This is a genomic window from Xanthomonas sp. NCPPB 2866, from assembly GCF_041475745.2.
Classification (GTDB): Bacteria; Pseudomonadota; Gammaproteobacteria; order Xanthomonadales; family Xanthomonadaceae; genus Xanthomonas; species Xanthomonas arboricola.
On sequence record NZ_CM192975.1, the window covers coordinates 1651220 to 1664797 of the forward strand.

Consider the following 13578-nt stretch of genomic DNA (forward strand, 5'->3'; position numbering starts at 1 on the left):
GCAAACACGTTGCAGATCGCGACGGCCTCTAGTGTGTCCCACCGGACGTTAAAGTCTGGCTGATTCCGGCCTGCCTGATTCGGCGCAGGTTCATTGCACTGCCGTAGTCGAGGCCGCAACTGTGCTTGCGGCGGCCGCTATGGTCGACGAAGGTCACAGTTGCAGCATCGCCCAAGGCCTGGGCAGGCGCCCGTTCGCCACACTTAAAAACTGTAGGCCAGCTGCGCGTAGATACGGCGCGGTTCGCCAGGAAAGTGCCCGGTGCGTTCGGTGAACCCGCTGGCGGCATAGACCTTGTCGAACAGGTTCTTGACGTTGACCTGCAGTTTCCAGGCATCCCACTGCGTTTGCCAGCTGATGTCGAAGATGGCGTACGGCTTGACGCGCTGGCCTTCCAGGCTGACCCGCTCGCCCACGTAGTCGGCACCGAAGGCAATTGCCGAGTTCCAGGCCGGCAGGTCGTAACGCGTCCACAGACCGAAGGTGTTGCGCGGTGCATTGGCGAAGCGGTCGCCGGATGCATTGGTGATGCCGTTGGTGCCCGCATCGAGCACGCGTGCATCGTTGTAGGCGTACGTCAGGTTGAGCACCCAGCGTTCGGTGAGGTCGGCCAGCAGATCCACTTCCAGGCCTTCGCTGCGTACCAGACCGAGCGCGGAGAGCTGATTGACGCCATCGACGATACTGCCGTTGGCCTGCACGATATTGCTGCGTTCGATGCGATACAGCGCGGTGTTGAGCGTCAGCCCGCCATCGTTGAGCGCGGTCTTCAGGCCCACTTCCCACTGTGTGCTGCGTTCGGGATCGAACGGCCCGCCGACGCTGCTGTCCTGATTGGCCGCATCCTGCGGCAGGAAGCCGCTGGCATAACTCGCGTACGCATTGATGCCATCGCGCAGCACGAAGGTGCTGCCCACACGCCAGCTGAGATCGTTGCCGGTGACACGCGAGCCGTCCAGACGGTTGTCGTCCTTGAAGCCGTCCCAACGCAGTCCGGCCATCGCAAACCAGCGCGGCGTGAGCGTGAGTTCGTCCTGCAGGTACGCGCCATAGCGCTGGCTGCGTGTACTGGTGGCGCGCCAGGGCAGGCTGTCCAGGCCGTAGTCGTAGAAGCCGCTGCGGCCGTATACCGGGTTGAACAGGTCGATGCCCGGCACCGGCCCACGCACGCGGCCAGTGTCTGCGGTGTTGGCGGTTTGCGCGCGGAAATCCGCATCTAGCCGATAGTAGTCCGCGCCCATCAGCAGCTTGTGCTCGATCGCGCCGATGCGGGTGCGGAACACCGCGTTGACGTTGCTGGAGATCGCATCGTTGTCGCGGAACTGGTTGCGCAGCTGCCGCGTCATCCATTCGGCGGTGCCGTCGCCATCGCGGTCGATCAGGCCCATCGGCTCGTGATAGATCTGATGCTCGTCGTTCTTGAACCAGCGCATCGCCATATCCACATCCCATGCATCCGACGGCGCAAAGCGGTACTGCGCGAACGCCACCTTGGCGCGCATGTCGAGGAAATCGGTGGGCTCGTTGTGGTTCCAGCGACGGTCGGTGAGGAAGTTGCCGTCGTCGTCCACCGGCACGCCGCGCAGGCGATTGCCGCCCAGGTTCTGGGTGATGTCGGTGTACTGCAGCGTGAGCTCGCCGGTCTGGCCGATGTCGAACGCCACCGACGCATCGCCGATCTGGCTCTGGCTATCGGTGTTGCGGCGAAAGCCATCCTCGCCATCGGCATAGGCGCCGATGCGGTAGCGAATGCGTCCGTCTTCGCGTGCCGGCCCGGTGGCCTCGAACGAGGCCGCCCCGAAGGATTGATTGCCCACCTGCAGCTCGACCCGACGCGCGGCCTGATGGCCGGGCTTGCGGGTGACGTAATTGATGACGCCACCGGGTTCGCCGCCGCCGTACAACGCACCGGCCGGGCCCTTGAGCACTTCCACGCGTTCGATATTGAACAGCTGCGGCACCGAGAAGCCGGCATACGGATCGCCACGCAATCCGTCGTAGAGCACGTTTTCCTGGCGGAATCCGCGCAGGGTGACGCCGGCATAGCTGAAGAAACTGATGCCGCTGATGCTGCGATACAGATCGGTGATCTGGCGCGCGGCCTGGTCGTCGATCAGTTCGCGCGGCAGCACCTGCACTGACTGCGGCACCAGCGACAACGGCGTATCGGTGCGTGTGGCCACCGCGGCGTCGTCGGATTTGTACAGCGTCTGCGCACGGCCGACGACGTCGACGCCATCGAGGTCGGTGACGGCTGCCGAGGTGCTGGTGTGTTGTTGGGCGAAGGCGCGGGGCGAGGGCAAAGCCAAGACAGCGGCGAGCGCGGTGACAAGGAGCGTGGGGCGCATTGGTCACTAATGGGAATGGTTATCAAATGCATCTTAGCATGTTGTGCTCGCTTGATTGGGCAGATCGGTGGCCGGGCGTGGTTGCGGATACTTGGTTATCCAGATGTGCCAGGTGCAAGGTGCGGGGTGCGATCTGCAGAACGCAGACACCGATTTTGCGTTCGTCCAGCCCCCAACGACTGTCGAAACCTGTATCGACAGACGAGACAGCAATGACCACGCCTATTTCGGCTGCAACTGCAGCGTGTAGCGGGTTGCGGTCGGCAGGAACGGGGTCGGCCGGCCGTGCACCCAGTCGTCGTGGCCTGCGCCCCAGAACGGCGACAAGGGGTGTCCGCTCTGGCCGCCCGGCATGTGCACGATGCCGTCCTGTTCGTGGCCGGGCGACACCACCATGCGTTCGGAGGCGCCGAAGGCCGGGCCTTGCACGCGCGGCATGTCGCGATCGCCTGGCAGTTGGTCGGGCGGCATGCACAGCCAGCGCTTGGCAAGCGCAGGCAATGCCCGCGCGATCGGGTGACAGATGGTGGCGGTGTTACGTTCGCCCCAGGTGCGTTCGCTCAAGGCGCCGTCCTGCGCAGCGAGATCCGTCTGCGCCTTGCGTGCAGCCTCGGCAAGCAGCTGATCCCAGTTTGCATAGGCGGGCGGCAGCAGATGCGCCGGGCGCTGCTGCAGCAACGGCCAGACGATGCCTTCCAGCTGCGCGCGACGCGGCGGCAGGAAGTCCTTGCCAAGCGCGGCTTTTGCCGGCGCCAGCAGGCCGGCTTCCACTGCGTCGATGGTCATGCCGCGAAAGCCGCGCACGATGCGATAGCTGGCCGAGCGGGTGGATGCGTGCCCATCCCACTGCCGGGTGGCGGCTTCGATCTGCTGCAAGGCCGGGTCCTTGCTGTGCTCGACCACGCTGCGCAACAACTGCCACCACCGCGTGAGCAGCACGGCGCGATCGTCGAGCTGGATGGCGAGCAGGTCCAGCTCGTTGAAACGTTGCCTGGCGAACAAGTCGTCGCGGATCTGCTGCGCACGCGCACCCAGGTCGTAGCCGGCATTGCCGAGCGTGGCCAACTGCTGCGCATCGACGACGCGGCTGTTGGCGGTCCAGAGCCGGTGCGAGGGAGGATCGATCAGGGCGGGGGCAGCGTCGCTGCGCACCGGCCAGGGCAGGCAGCCGCCCTGCGCCGATGCCGCCGTTGCCGCAACCGAAGGCGATGCCGCGTCCGCACCCTGCGCCGAGCTTGCCAGTTCGGCGATGCCGCTCGGGCCACAGCCGGCATTGCGTACCGGGCGCGCACCGATCAAGCGCCAGGCGATGCGCCCGCTGCGATCGGCCAGCAACAGGTTCTGTGCCGGAATGCCCGAGCGATCGGCCACTGCAAAGGCGGCCTGCACGTCGGCCGCCGTACTCATCTGCGCAAAGTCCAGCCGGATCGCGCCGGGCAGCTGCGCGGCCCAGCGTAGCGCGAGCAGGCTGCCATCGGCGTTGTCGTGCAGGACCGGGCCCCAGGCGCTTTCGCGCACCGCAAAGCGCACCGGCGCGGCGCCGGCCACGCGAATGGTCTCGATATGGGTGGTGAGCGCTTGCGGATGACCCGGCGTGGCCGGCGCAATCCGCGCAAAGTCGGCGGTGTCGATGTAGCTGTTGGTAAAGGCCCAGGCCACATGCCCGTTGCTGCCGACCACCACCGCTGGCAAGCCGGGCAGGGTGAAACCGGTGACGTCCACCTTGCCGTCGGGCGCACTGGTGTCCGGGTAACGCAGGCGTGCGCGGAACCAGATGTTGGGCGCGCGCAGGCCCAGGTGCATGTCGTCGGCGACGATGGCGCGGCCGTCGCTGGTGAGGCTGCCGTCCACGGCGAAGTTGTTGCTGCCCGGCGTCGGCGGCTCGGCGCCTGCGGTGGCGGCTGGATGCGGCAGGCGGCGCAGATCCAGCGTGGCGGCGTCGGGCAGCACGGCGTCGCCTTGCGCGGGGCCGAACAGCGGCGCATCCCAGCTGGAGCCTTGATGGTCGAGCAATGCCGCCAGCGCCGCCGGCACCACCGCACGGATGCGGGCGGCAGCCAGTTCGGTCTGGTTGTCGTTGTCCTGCAGGTCGGCATACATCGCCATGCCGGTGAGGATGGAGTCGTCCAGCGTCCACGCGCGCGGTGTCTGCCGCAGCAACAGGTACGGCCAAGGGCGCACGCGCAGTGCAGCCAGCCCGGCATTGACGCCCTCGGTATAGGCCAGCAGCGCGGCGCGCTGGCTGCCGGCGGCGACATCCAGGCTGGCATGCACGCGGGCGCGCAGCCGGTGCACGCGATTGCGTTTGTCCAGGTCCAGCGCTGCGGCGCCGAACAGCTCGGACAACTCGCCGGCCGGTGCGCGGCGCATCAGGTCCATCTCGAAGTAGCGCTCCTGCGCGTGCACATAGCCGAGTGCGCGCATGGCATCGACCTGGCTGGCCGCATCGATGGTGACCACACCACGCCGGTCGCGTTGCACGCTGACCGGTGCCGCCAGGCCCTGCAATGCGCTGTTGCCATCCAGCTGCGGCAGACTGCCACGCATCAGCAGATACACGGCCAGCACGGCCGCCACGATCAACACCACGATTGCCAGCAGCAGCCGGCCCAGCCATTTGCGCATTGTCGAGTCCTTGAGTTCGGTCACAGTGTGGCGGCCGCTCATGACCATGGCGGGTCTGGCCGCAAGCGCAACTGAAAGTGATTCCGATTAGATCATTGCGCCGCGGCTTAGGGCACCATGCGCGCATTGCGTCGCTGGAGCACATCATGAAAGGCCATCCCGAAGTCGTCGACTACCTCAAGCAGCTGCTGCGCGGCGAACTGGCGGCACGCGACCAGTATTTCCTGCACTCGCGCCGTTACGAGGACCAGGGCCTGATGGCGCTGTACGAGCGCATCAACCACGAAATGGAAGAGGAGACCGAGCACGCTGATGCGCTGCTGCGGCGCATCCTGTTCCTGGAAGGCGACCCGGACATGCGGCCGGCCGAGTTTGCGCCAGGCAAGACCGTGGTGGAGATGCTCGAGCGCGATCTGGTGGTGGAATACGAAGTGCGCGCCAATCTCGCCGCCGGCATGAAGCTGTGCGAAGAGCACGGCGATTACGTCAGCCGCGACATCCTGCTCAAGCAGCTGCAGGACACCGAAGAAGACCACGCCTGGTGGCTGGAGCAGCAGCTTGGCCTGATCAAGCGGATCGGCCTGGAGCTGTACCAGACCTCGAAGATCGACAAGGGCCACGTCGCCGGCTGAGCCCGGTGACTGGGCGCTGCGCAGCCGCCGAACAGGCGCAGCGCAGGTTTTGCAATCGGCAGGTGCCGCCCGGTGCGTTGCCTTGCTGCGTGGTCTGCGTCAGCTGCCGGCGGTCTGCGGCGGTGTTGCTCGGCGCCTTGCGCTGTTGTGCGAACCATCATTGCGTGGCGCAACGCCGCGCGGTCCTGATCGGCGCGCGCTGCGCTGCCTGTGCAACGCCTGCGTCGCCCGACTGGGGCGTCGGCAGCGATCGCCGATGACAAAGTTCGCCCGCGACCGTCAGTTGCGTTGCAGACGATAGACGCCGGTCGACAGGGCGGTGACGCCATCGGCACGGAAGCGCGGCTCCTGATCGAGGATGTCGCGGCGTTCCAGTGGCTGCACCCGCCATTGCGTGTCGAACAGTGCGTGCACCGCGTCAGCGTCCACCGAAAACGGCGGCCCGGCCTTTTCGGCCTGCGGGTATTCCAGGGTGATCAACAGCCCGCGGCATCCCGCAGGCAGGCGCGCGTACGTGGTGTGCAGATACTGCTGGCGCAAGCCGGCCGGCAGGGCGATCAATGCGGCGCGGTCGTAGACGGCGCTGCAATCGGCCAGCACGCTTGGCTCCAGTGCAAACGCGTCGCCGCAGATGATTTCGATCGGGCCGGCGATAAAGTGCTCGCCCGCGCGGCTGCTGTGGCGCTGCGGTTGCAGGCCGGCATCAGCGAAGAATTGCGTCACCGCCAGCGGCGATATCTCCACGCCCAGCACGCGATGGCCTTGTGCGGCCAACCAGTGCAGGTCCAGCGTCTTGCCGCATAACGGCACCAGCACGCGGGCAGCCTGCGGCAACTGCAACGCCGGCCAGTGCTTTTGCAGCAACGGCATCACCTGGTCCTGATGGAAGCCGGTCTGACCGTTCTGCCAACGCTGCAGCCAGAAATCTGTGTCCATGATGTTGTCTTGTTAGTTTGCGTTGACGAGTGCCGTGATGCAGCCAATGGCACTGACACTGCAGATCGAAAGGAACCGCTCACACCGCACCGCCGCGCGACATGCACTGCGCACAACCACGCACGCCGCGCTCGCAACCACCCATACCGACCATCTCGACCGGTCCTTGTCCGCCCACTGTCGCGGGACCTTACGCGGCATGGATGCCGCGTAAGAGCCTACAGGGATGTACTTGCGGCGTGTCCTGCGATGGCGGGCGGACAAGGGCCCTGCAGCAAGGCCGCAGATCTCTCGCTCTACAGCCGACGCATCCGCACCGTTCGATTACCTCTCAAGGCAATGCAGAGCTTGAGCCTCAGCGTAGCCTCGCCGTTGCAAGCCAACCTGGCCGAGGGCGCGATGCCGTAACGCCGGCAGCGTCCAGCTGGCGGTAGTTTTGTGGGTCGCTCAAGACCGCACGGCCAGCGCGCCATCGCGCGGCGCGTCAGCGAATCACCGTTACTGCACTCCAGCCCGTCGACCTTCTGCCGCGCCTCAGTAAATCGAGGCAGCGGCAGCGTCGAACGCGCCGCTGCGCGCCACGTCGGTGAACAGCCGTTACTGCACTTCCAGCCCGTCCACCTTTTGCCACCCTCGCGGCAGCAATGCACCGCGACTCGCACGCGCGCCCACATAGCTATCCAGATCCTTGAACGACAGGCTCATGGTGCGTGCACCGCTGCGCACCAGCAGCGTGTTGCCCGGAGCCACCGCCACCACCGCGACCACGCGCTCGGTGCCGAGCTTGGCCTTGGGGATGTCGATGATCTTGTTGCCTTTGCCCTTGTCCAGCTCGGGCACATCGCTGGCGGTCACCGCCAGCAGATTGCCGGCACTGGTGACGGCGACGATGCGGTCGCTCTGCGGGTTGGTCACCTGCGCAGGCGTCAGCACATGCGCGCCGGTGGTCAGGTTGAGCATCGCCTTGCCGGCCTTGTTGCGGCCGGTGAGGTTTTCGAAGCGGGTGACGAAGCCATAGCCGTGCGATGACGCCAGCACGAAGCGGGTGGCGTTGTCGGCGCTGGCCATGACCTGGAACGCCGCGCCCGAGGCCGGCGAGAAACGTCCGGTCAACGGTTCGCCATTGCCGCGTGCCGAGGGCAGGGTATGCACCGCGGTCGAATAGGCGCGGCCTTCCGAATCCAGGAACGCCACCTGATGGGTGCTGCGGCTGCGCACCGCCGCCAGCAGGCTGTCGCCTTCGCGGTAGGACATGCCGGCCGGGTCGACCTCGTGGCCCTTGGCCGCGCGTACCCAGCCCTTCTCCGACAGCACCACGGTCATCGGTTCGCTGGCGACCATCTCGGTTTCGTCGATCGCCTGCGCGGCGCCACGCTGCACCAGCGGCGAGCGACGTGCGTCGCCGAACTTCTTGGCGTCGGCGGTCAGCTCGTCCTTGATCAACTTCTTCAGCTTGGTCTTGCTTTCCAGGATGGCCAGGATCTGCGCGCGTTCCTTGGCCAGTGCTTCCTGCTCGCCGCGGATCTTCATTTCTTCCAGGCGCGCCAGCTGGCGCAGCTTGGTTTCCAGGATGTATTCGGCCTGTTCCTCGCTGAGCGCGAAGCGCGCGATCAACACCGGCTTGGGTTCGTCCTCGCTGCGGACGATGCGAATCACTTCGTCCAGGTTGAGGAAGGCGATCAGCAAGCCTTCCAACAGGTGCAGGCGGCGCTCGACCTTCTGCAGGCGATGGTTGAGGCGGCGAGTGACGGTGTCGCTGCGGAAGCTCAGCCACTCGCTCAGCAAATGCCTGAGGTTCTTGACCTGCGGGCGGCCATCCAGGCCGATCACGTTGAGATTGACGCGGTAGCTGCGCTCAAGGTCGGTGGTGACGAACAGGTGCCCCATCAGCTGCTCGGCATCGACACGGTTGGAGCGGGGCACCAGCACCACCCGCACCGGGCTGGTGTGGTCGGACTCGTCGCGGATGTCTTCCAGCCATGGCAGCTTCTTGGCGCGCATCTGCTGGGCGATCTGCTCGATCACCTTGGACGGCGAGACCTGGTACGGCAACGCATCGATGACGATGTTGGCGTGTTCTTTCTTGTAGGTGGCGCGTGCGCGCACGCTGCCGTGGCCGGTCTCGTAGATTGCGCGCAGATCGGCCGCCGGGGTGATGATCTCGGCGGTGGTCGGGTAGTCCGGGCCGAGCACGTGTTCGCACAGCTCGGCGACCGTGGCATCGGGGTTGTCGAGCAGGCGCAGCAGCGCGCTGACGATCTCGTTGAGGTTATGCGGCGGCACGTCGGTGGCCATGCCCACCGCGATGCCGGTGGTGCCGTTGAGCAGCAGGTGCGGCAGGCGCGCCGGCAGCCAGGTCGGCTCTTCCAGGGTGCCGTCGAAGTTGGGCGCCCAATCGGTGGTGCCCTGGCCAATTTCGCCCAGCAGTACCTCGGCGATCGGGGTCAGCTTGGATTCGGTGTAGCGCATCGCCGCGAACGACTTGGGGTCGTCGGTGGAGCCGAAGTTGCCCTGGCCCTCGATCAGCGGGTAGCGATACGAGAACGGCTGCGCCATCAGCACCAGTGCTTCGTAGCAGGCGCTGTCGCCGTGCGGATGGTACTTACCGATCACATCGCCCACGGTGCGCGCGGATTTCTTCGGCTTGGCAGCGGCATTCAGGCCCAGCTCGCTCATCGCGAAGATGATGCGCCGCTGCACCGGCTTCAGGCCGTCACCCAGGAACGGCAGGGCGCGGTCGAGCACCACGTACATCGAATAGTCGAGATAGGCGCGTTCGGCGTAGTCGCGCAGCGGCAGCTGCTCGAAGCCGTGGAAGGTGGGGCGGGTCAGATCGGTCATGTAAAGCCAGGTCCTACGAAAGAGGAGCCCGCGCCGTGGCGCGAGCTCGAAGAGCGCCGATTATCCGGATGCGGCGGGGGATGCCAAGCCGCGCGCATGCGTGCCGGCCAGATAACGCGTGGGTGGGGCGCCGAAATGGCGGTGGAACACACTGACGAAGGCGCTGGGGCTGCTGTATCCGAGCTGGTCGGCGACCTGGGCGACCGGGCTGCCCTGGCTGAGCCGCCGCAGCGCCTCTGCCAGCCGCGCCTGCTGCCGCCACTGCGCGAAACTCAGCCCGGTCTCGCTGCGGAAATGCCGGCTCAGGCTGCGCGCCGACAGCCCGCCCCAGTCGGCCCAGGCGTCCAGCGGGCGCGGGTCGGCCGGGGTATCGAGCAACTGCCGGGCGATGCGCAGCAGCCGCCGGTCGGCCGGCATCGGCAGGTGCAGGTGGTCGATCTGCACCTGGTGCAGTTCGTCCAGCAGCACCGCGGCCAGGCGTTGCCGGGCGGGGTCGAGCGGCTGGCCCAGTGGCCAGTCGGCCGCGCGCATGATCACCTCGCGGGCGAGCCCGGTCAGGCGGATCACCCCGCCTTGCGCGGGCAACGCGGCGCAGGCGTCCGGCCGGACCACCACGCCCCAGCCGCGCAGCGGCCCGGCCAGTTCCACGGTGTGCTGCTGGCCGGGCGGCATCCAGCCGGCGCAGCCCGGCGGCAGCGACAGGGTTCCCTGCTCGGTGTGCACCGTCAGCACGCCGTGCTCCACATACATCAGCTGCCCGCGGACATGCGCATGCCGAACCGTCTCCGGCGCCCATACCGCGCGCAGGTCGGCCAGGAACGCGATCACCTCCGGTCCGTCGGCCCACTCGAAGCTGTCGCGCACGCCGGGCGGCAGGGCATCGCGTGTGGTTGGCGGATTTTCGACAGTCATTGGCGCAATTGTATTACCAGGCCAGCGCCACAGGCGCGTAAGGTGACGATCCTTGCTGGCGGTTTAATCCCGTTAGAAATATTTGCGTTGACAAATATATTTTTCGGAAGAAAATAGCCCGCCATGAATGACCTCTCCACCGCCTCGCCGTCGTTCGGCCTGCTGTTGCGCCAGGTGCGCGATGCGCTGATGCGTCAGCTCGATGCCGAAATGAAGGGCGAGCTGCCGGACTTCGGCTTCAGCCACTACGTCGGCCTGAAGATCCTGGCGGTGCGCTCGCCCTGCACGGCCAACGAACTGGCGCTGGCGCTGGACCAGACCCCGAGCGCGGTCACCCGCCTGCTCGACAAGCTCGAAGCGCTCGGTGCGGTGCGACGCGAGCCACACGCGCAGGACCGGCGCGCGCTGCAGATCGTCATGACCGAACAGGGCGTGGCGCTGTGGGAGCGCCTGAAGCTGCGCGGCGAGCGCGCCATCGAGCATGGCTTGCGCGATCTGGCCCCGCCCGAGCGCGAGCAACTCACCTCTCTTCTCATCCGTGTCCGCGATGCACTCAACTCATGAACGCTGCTAGTTCCCCGATCCAGATACTGCGCCTGCGGTCCACGCAGCTTGCGCGGCCGCTCGTCCTCACTGCGCTGACGCTGGCGCTGGCCGCCTGCGCCAGCAGCCGCGGGCTTGCCCCGCAGGGCACCATGCTGGAGCCGGGCGCAGTGCATGCCGAGCGCACCCTCGCGCAGGCCAACCTGAGCCCGGCCGCCTGGCCGGCCAGCGACTGGTGGCGCGCCCTGGGCGATGCGCAATTGAACGTGCTGATTGCCGAAGGCCTGCAGCACAGTCCCAGCCTGGCGGCGGCCGATGCGCGCCTGCGTCAGGCGCAGGCACGCATCGGTAGCGCGCAGGCCGATCGCGGCCCCAGCCTGTCGGTGTCCGGTGGCTATGCGGGCGTGCAGTTGCCCGAATCGATGGTGGGCGATGAGCGCGGCGGCAAGTTCGGCGGCAACGGCCAACTGGTGCTGGACTTCCGCTATGGTGTGGACCTGTGGGGCGGCAAGCGCGCCACCTGGGAAGCGGCGGTGGACCAGGCGCATGCGGCCGAGGTGGACGCACAGGCGGCACGCCTGAACCTGTCGGCGGCGATCGCCGAAGCCTATGCGCAGCTCGACTACGCATGGCGCCTGCACGACGTGGCCAACGATGAGTTGACCCGCGTGCAGAAGACCCTGGAGCTCACCCGGCAACGCCGCGGCGCCGGCATCGACAGCGATCTGCAGGTGCGCCAGGCGCAGGCCCGCGTACCGTCGGCGCAGCAGCAGCTGCAGTCCGCGCAGCAGCAGATCGACGAGGCCCGCAACGCACTGGCCGCGCTGGCCGGGCAGGGCCCGGATCGCGGGCTGGAGATCGCGCGCCCGACGCTGGGGGCGGCCATCGCCACGCAGCTGCCGAGCAACCTGCCTGCCGACCTGCTGGGCCGCCGCCCCGACGTGGTCGCCGCGCGCTGGCGCGTGGAGGCCGCCGATCAGGATATCGCCGCCGCCAAGACCCGCTTCTACCCCAGTTTCAACATCACGGCGCTGGGCGGTGTGGTGAATCGCGATGTCGGCCAGTTGCTGGAAAGCGCCTCGGTGTTCGGCGTGGTTGCGCCGGCGCTGAGCCTGCCGATCTTCGATGGCGGCAAGCTGCGCGCCAATCTGGCCGGCAGCGATGCGCAATACGACCTGGCGGTGGCTGATTACAACCAGAAGGTGATCGACGCCCTGCGCGAGGTAGCCGACCAGGTCAACGCCGTGCGTTCGCTGGAGCAGCGTGCGCGCGCGCAGGACGACGCCGTGCAGACCGTGACCGCCGCCTTCGAACTGGCGCAGCAGCGCTACCGCGCCGGCATCGGCAGCTACCTGGAAGTGCTCAGCGTGCAGGAGCAATTGCTGCTCGCACGCCAGCGCATGGCCAGCCTGCAATCGCAACAACTGTTGGCCTCGGTGAGGTTGCAGCGTGCCCTGGGCGGCGGATTCACGCCGGAACCTGCGCGCGATACCGCACACGCCGCGACCACTTCCGCACAACCGAATTCCTGAGACAGCGACGATGAGCCAGACGACTCCAACTTCTTCCCAACCTGCGCCGGCCGCGCCCAGCAAGCGCCGTGCGGCGCTGCGCATCGTGGCCATTGTGGTGATCCTGGCGATCATCGGTCTTGTGGTGTGGTACTTCCTGGTCGGCCGCTGGCACGAGGACACCGACGACGCCTACGTGCAGGGCAATCAGGTGCAGATCACCCCGATGGTCGGCGGCACCGTGGTCAGCATTGGCGCCGAAGACGGCATGCGCGTGGAGCGCGGCCAGTTGCTGGTACAGCTGGACCCGGCCGACACCGCAGTCGCATTGCAGCAGGCCGAGGCCAATCTGGCCAAGACCGTGCGCCAGGTGCGTGGTCTGTACCGCAGCGTGGAAGGCGCGCAGGCCGAACTGTCCTCGCGCGAGGTGAGTCTGCGCAGCGCACGTGCTGACTTCGCACGCCGCAAGGATCTGGCCGCCAGCGGCGCGATCTCCAACGAAGAACTGGCGCATGCCCGCGAGGAACTGGCCGCGGCCGAAGCGGCGGTGAGCGGTTCGCGCGAGAGCTTCGAACGCAACCGCGCGCTGGTGGACGACAGTGCGGTGGCCAACCAGCCGGACGTGCAGACTGCCGCCGCGCAGCTGCGTCAGGCCTATCTCAACCATGCGCGCACCGGTGTGATCGCGCCGGTGTCCGGCTACGTGGCGCGTCGTTCGGCGCAGCTGGGCCAGCGTGTGCAGCCCGGTAGCGTGCTGATGGCAGTGGTGCCGCTGGAGCAGGTGTGGGTGGAAGCCAACTTCAAGGAAACCCAGCTCAAGCACATGCGCCTGGGCCAGGAAGTGGAACTGCATTCGGATCTGTACGGCGGCGGCGTGGACTACACCGGCCGCATCGAAAGCCTGGGCCTGGGCACCGGCAGCGCGTTCTCGCTGTTGCCGGCGCAAAACGCCAGCGGCAACTGGATCAAGATCGTGCAGCGCGTGCCGGTGCGCATTGCGGTCGATGCCAAGCAACTGGCCGGCAATCCGCTGCGCATCGGTTTGTCGATGAAGGTCGACGTCAACCTGCACGACCAGCAGGGCAGCGTGCTGCCGACCAAGTTCGCCAATGGCGCGGTGTTCTCCACCGACGTGTATGCGCAGCAGTTGCAGGCCGCCGACGCGGACATCCAACGCATCATCCAGGACAACCTGCCTGCGCAGGCTGCGTCCAAGGCGGGCTAAGCCAG

At 67.1% G+C, this 13578-nt stretch carries 9 protein-coding genes; 4 read left to right on the top strand and 5 right to left on the bottom strand.

Going from position 1 to position 13578, the window contains the following annotated elements; translation table 11 throughout:
• Nucleotides 1-203: 203 nt before the first annotated feature.
• Together ACCQ04_RS07125 and ACCQ04_RS07130 are read right to left on the bottom strand one after the other, a co-directional pair.
• A complete protein-coding gene (locus ACCQ04_RS07125; protein ID WP_039528224.1) occupies nt 204-2348 on the bottom strand; it encodes a TonB-dependent siderophore receptor in 2145 nt (714 codons plus the stop codon).
• A gap of 222 nt (nt 2349-2570) precedes the next feature.
• Entirely contained in the window at nt 2571-4973 is a 2403-nt protein-coding gene (locus ACCQ04_RS07130) for a penicillin acylase family protein (protein WP_226426603.1), read from the bottom strand.
• Nucleotides 4974-5119: 146 nt separating this feature from the next.
• Here ACCQ04_RS07130 and bfr point away from each other — a divergent pair, with 146 nt between their 5' ends.
• Nucleotides 5120-5605 carry a bacterioferritin gene (bfr, locus tag ACCQ04_RS07135; protein WP_039511630.1) on the top strand — a complete coding sequence of 162 codons (486 nt, stop codon included), beginning with the start codon at nt 5120-5122 and terminating at the stop codon, nt 5603-5605.
• A gap of 279 nt (nt 5606-5884) precedes the next feature.
• On the opposite strand, the gene ACCQ04_RS07140 is transcribed toward bfr, so the two are convergent.
• The 3 genes from ACCQ04_RS07140 to ACCQ04_RS07150 form a co-directional block, all read right to left on the bottom strand.
• Nucleotides 5885-6541 (bottom strand): thiopurine S-methyltransferase, encoded by a 657-nt coding sequence (locus ACCQ04_RS07140; RefSeq protein ID WP_154831722.1) that lies wholly within the window; start codon nt 6539-6541, stop codon nt 5885-5887.
• 597 nt (nt 6542-7138) lie between these two features.
• On the bottom strand, nt 7139-9382 hold the full coding sequence (parC, locus tag ACCQ04_RS07145; protein WP_226426602.1) for a DNA topoisomerase IV subunit A: 2244 nt from the start codon (nt 9380-9382) through the stop codon (nt 7139-7141).
• A 60-nt stretch (nt 9383-9442) separates the two neighbouring features.
• Nucleotides 9443-10294, bottom strand: a complete 852-nt coding sequence (locus ACCQ04_RS07150; protein WP_024938904.1) for an AraC family transcriptional regulator — start codon at nt 10292-10294, stop codon at nt 9443-9445.
• A 123-nt stretch (nt 10295-10417) separates the two neighbouring features.
• On the opposite strand from ACCQ04_RS07150, the gene ACCQ04_RS07155 reads away from it, so the two are divergent.
• The 3 genes from ACCQ04_RS07155 to ACCQ04_RS07165 are packed head-to-tail and all read left to right on the top strand — an operon-like array spanning nt 10418 to nt 13573.
• On the top strand, nt 10418-10858 hold the full coding sequence (locus ACCQ04_RS07155; RefSeq protein ID WP_016904051.1) for a MarR family winged helix-turn-helix transcriptional regulator: 441 nt from the start codon (nt 10418-10420) through the stop codon (nt 10856-10858).
• A 23-nt stretch (nt 10859-10881) separates the two neighbouring features.
• On the top strand, nt 10882-12369 hold the full coding sequence (locus ACCQ04_RS07160; RefSeq protein ID WP_311736855.1) for an AdeC/AdeK/OprM family multidrug efflux complex outer membrane factor: 1488 nt from the start codon (nt 10882-10884) through the stop codon (nt 12367-12369).
• 10 nt (nt 12370-12379) lie between these two features.
• A complete protein-coding gene (locus ACCQ04_RS07165) occupies nt 12380-13573 on the top strand; it encodes an HlyD family secretion protein (RefSeq protein WP_024938906.1) in 1194 nt (397 codons plus the stop codon).
• Nucleotides 13574-13578: the final 5 nt, after the last annotated feature.

Bases quoted from the DNA above. Each gene is read 5' to 3' on its own strand.
- ACCQ04_RS07165 (WP_024938906.1), top strand. From the start codon at position 12,380: ATGAGCCAGACGACTCCAACTTCTTCCCAACCTGCGCCGGCCGCGCCC.
- ACCQ04_RS07130 (WP_226426603.1), bottom strand. From the start codon at position 4,973: ATGCGCAAATGGCTGGGCCGGCTGCTGCTGGCAATCGTGGTGTTGATC.
- parC (WP_226426602.1), bottom strand. From the start codon at position 9,382: ATGACCGATCTGACCCGCCCCACCTTCCACGGCTTCGAGCAGCTGCCG.
- ACCQ04_RS07150 (WP_024938904.1), bottom strand. From the start codon at position 10,294: ATGACTGTCGAAAATCCGCCAACCACACGCGATGCCCTGCCGCCCGGC.
- bfr (WP_039511630.1), top strand. From the start codon at position 5,120: ATGAAAGGCCATCCCGAAGTCGTCGACTACCTCAAGCAGCTGCTGCGC.
- ACCQ04_RS07155 (WP_016904051.1), top strand. From the start codon at position 10,418: ATGAATGACCTCTCCACCGCCTCGCCGTCGTTCGGCCTGCTGTTGCGC.
- ACCQ04_RS07140 (WP_154831722.1), bottom strand. From the start codon at position 6,541: ATGGACACAGATTTCTGGCTGCAGCGTTGGCAGAACGGTCAGACCGGC.
- ACCQ04_RS07125 (WP_039528224.1), bottom strand. From the start codon at position 2,348: ATGCGCCCCACGCTCCTTGTCACCGCGCTCGCCGCTGTCTTGGCTTTG.